Annotated in this window: 2 protein-coding genes; both read right to left on the reverse strand. The window is 65.6% G+C overall.

The window, feature by feature from the left end:
- On the reverse strand, positions 1 to 170 hold a 170-nt coding region (locus tag IPF36_RS34125; protein WP_195432341.1), incomplete at its 3' end, for an ATP-binding cassette domain-containing protein.
- 367 nt (positions 171 to 537) lie between these two features.
- Entirely contained in the window at positions 538 to 2,202 is a 1,665-nt protein-coding gene (locus IPF36_RS34130) for a GMC family oxidoreductase (protein WP_195432343.1), read from the reverse strand.
- Positions 2,203 to 2,329: the final 127 nt, after the last annotated feature.

The raw sequence follows: 2,329 nt of genomic DNA on the forward strand, positions 1-2,329 counted from the left end.
AGGAACTTGGTGAGCAGGTTGAAGCAAGTGGTCTTGCCTGCGCCATTAGGGCCGATCAACGCATGGATCGAGCCGCGGCGCACCTGTAGGTTGACGTCGCTCACCGCGGTGAACCCCTTGAACTCCTTGGTGAGGTTCCGCGTTTCCAGGATGGTTTCCTGCTGGTTCATGTCTCCTGCCCGCCCTTCGTTGTACGCCGGGTGATGCCCGGCACTGACTGATGGTCCGAACCGGCCTGTAGGCCCTGTGCCGCGTCCGCCAGGCACGTCCGTGGTCGCGGCGTGCTGCGGCGTCTTTGTCATGGCTGTGCGGGGCGGCTCCCGCCGGAGGACAGCGGCCAGCACAATGTGCAGCCCGCGCACCCTCCGAGGCGTCTATTGTGTGCGCCTGTTGCATCGCAAAACATCGGGGTTTGCACTATGAAACATGAACCAAGTGTCAGTTTTTTTGCAGGCGCACATGATCAGCAAACGCCACCTGGCGCCCCCATGCTTTCGCGCCCGATTTCCCATGCTGCGCACCCCGCGCCTGCCACCTTCAGGCGTTTTCCGCCGCGGCGAGTGGCGCTGGCGCCATCACTCCCGCTGCCCCCGCGCCGCGCCGGCGGTCTTCGCGGATCATGTCGCTGGCGCGCTCGGCAATCATGATGGTGGGCGAGTTGGTATTGCCCGAGGTGATCAGCGGCATCACCGAGGCATCGACCACGCGCAGCCCCTCGATGCCGAACACCCGCAGCCGGTTATCGACCACTGCCATGCCGTCGTCGCCGCGTCCCATCTTGCAGGTGCCGACGGGATGGAAGATGGTGGTGCCGATGCTGCCGGCGGCTTCGGCCAGTTCTTCGTCGGTCTGGAACGCGGCACCCGGCAGGTATTCCTCGGGCTGGTACGGCGCCAGCGCCGGCGATGCCACGATGCGGCGCGTCAGCCGCAACGAATCGGCGGCGACACGCCGGTCTTCATCGGTCGACAGGTAGTTGGGCGCGATCACCGGCGCATCGCGGAAATCGGCGCTGCGCGCATGCACGCTGCCGCGCGACGTCGGCCGCAGGTTGCAGGCGCTGGCGGTGAAGGCATTGAACGCGTGCAGCGGATCGCCGAATTTGTCCAGCGACAGCGGCTGCACGTGGTACTCCACATTTGGCCGCGCCTGCGACGGATCCGAGCGCGCGAATGCGCCCAGCTGCGACGGCGCCATGCTCATCGGCCCGCTCTGGTTGAAGGCGTACTCGACGCCGATGCACAACTTGCCCCACAGGCTGGCGGCACGCGTGTTGAGCGTACGCACGCCATTGACCTTGACCACGGTGCGCAGCTGCAGGTGGTCCTGCAGGTTTTCACCCACGCCGGGCAAGGCGTGGCGTACCTCGATGCCGAGTGCGCGCAGCCGTTCCGGCTCGCCGATGCCGGACAGCTCCAGCAGCTGCGGCGTATTGACCGCGCCGGCGGAAAGGATGACTTCATGCCGCGCCGCCGCGGCATGCGGCCGCCCGCCACCGATGTATTGCACGCCAGTGCAGTGGCGCCCGTCGAAGGTAAGCGCGCTGACTTGCGCGCCGGTGACGATGGTCAGGTTCGGGCGCTCCGACGCGCGGCGCAGGAAGGCCTTGGCGGTGTTCCAGCGGATGCCGCGGCGCTGGTTCACTTCAAAGTAGCCGACGCCGAAGTTGTCGCCCTGGTTGAAGTCGTCGGTACGCGGGATGCCGGCTTGCTCCGCCGCATCGGCAAAGCGCTCGAGGATGTCCCAGCGCAGCCGCTGCGCTTCGACGCGCCACTCGCCGTGGGCACCATGGAATTCGCTTGGTCCGCGGTGGTGGTCTTCGCAGCGCTTGAACAGCGGAAGCACGTTGTCCCATTTCCAGCCGTCGTCGCCGGACAGGCGGGCCCAGTCGTCGTAGTCTTCGCGCTGGCCGCGCATGTAGATCATGCCGTTGATTGACGAGCATCCGCCCAAGACGCGGCCGCGGGGGTAGCCAAGGGAGCGGCCGTTCAGGCCGGCCTCGGCTTCGGTGCGGTAGAGCCAGTCCGTGCGGGGGTTGCCGATGCAGTACAGGTAGCCTACCGGGATGTGGATCCAGTGGTAGTCGTCTTTGCCGCCAGCTTCCAGCAGGAGGACGTTGATGTCAGGGTCCTGGGTCAGGCGGTTGGCCAGGACACAGCCGGCTGAGCCGGCGCCAACGATGATGTAGTCGAATGTCTCCATGGCTTTCTTATGTTTGGAATGCGTGCTTTGCCTGCGGCTTGGCAGCAAAAACCAAAAACCAATCAAGACCTTACTTAGCCACCGGCATCGTAAATTCAGCCCCCTTGGCAATGGCATCCGGCCACCG

Source organism: Cupriavidus sp. IK-TO18, from assembly GCF_015549295.1.
GTDB classification, from domain to species: Bacteria; Pseudomonadota; Gammaproteobacteria; order Burkholderiales; family Burkholderiaceae; genus Cupriavidus; species Cupriavidus oxalaticus_A.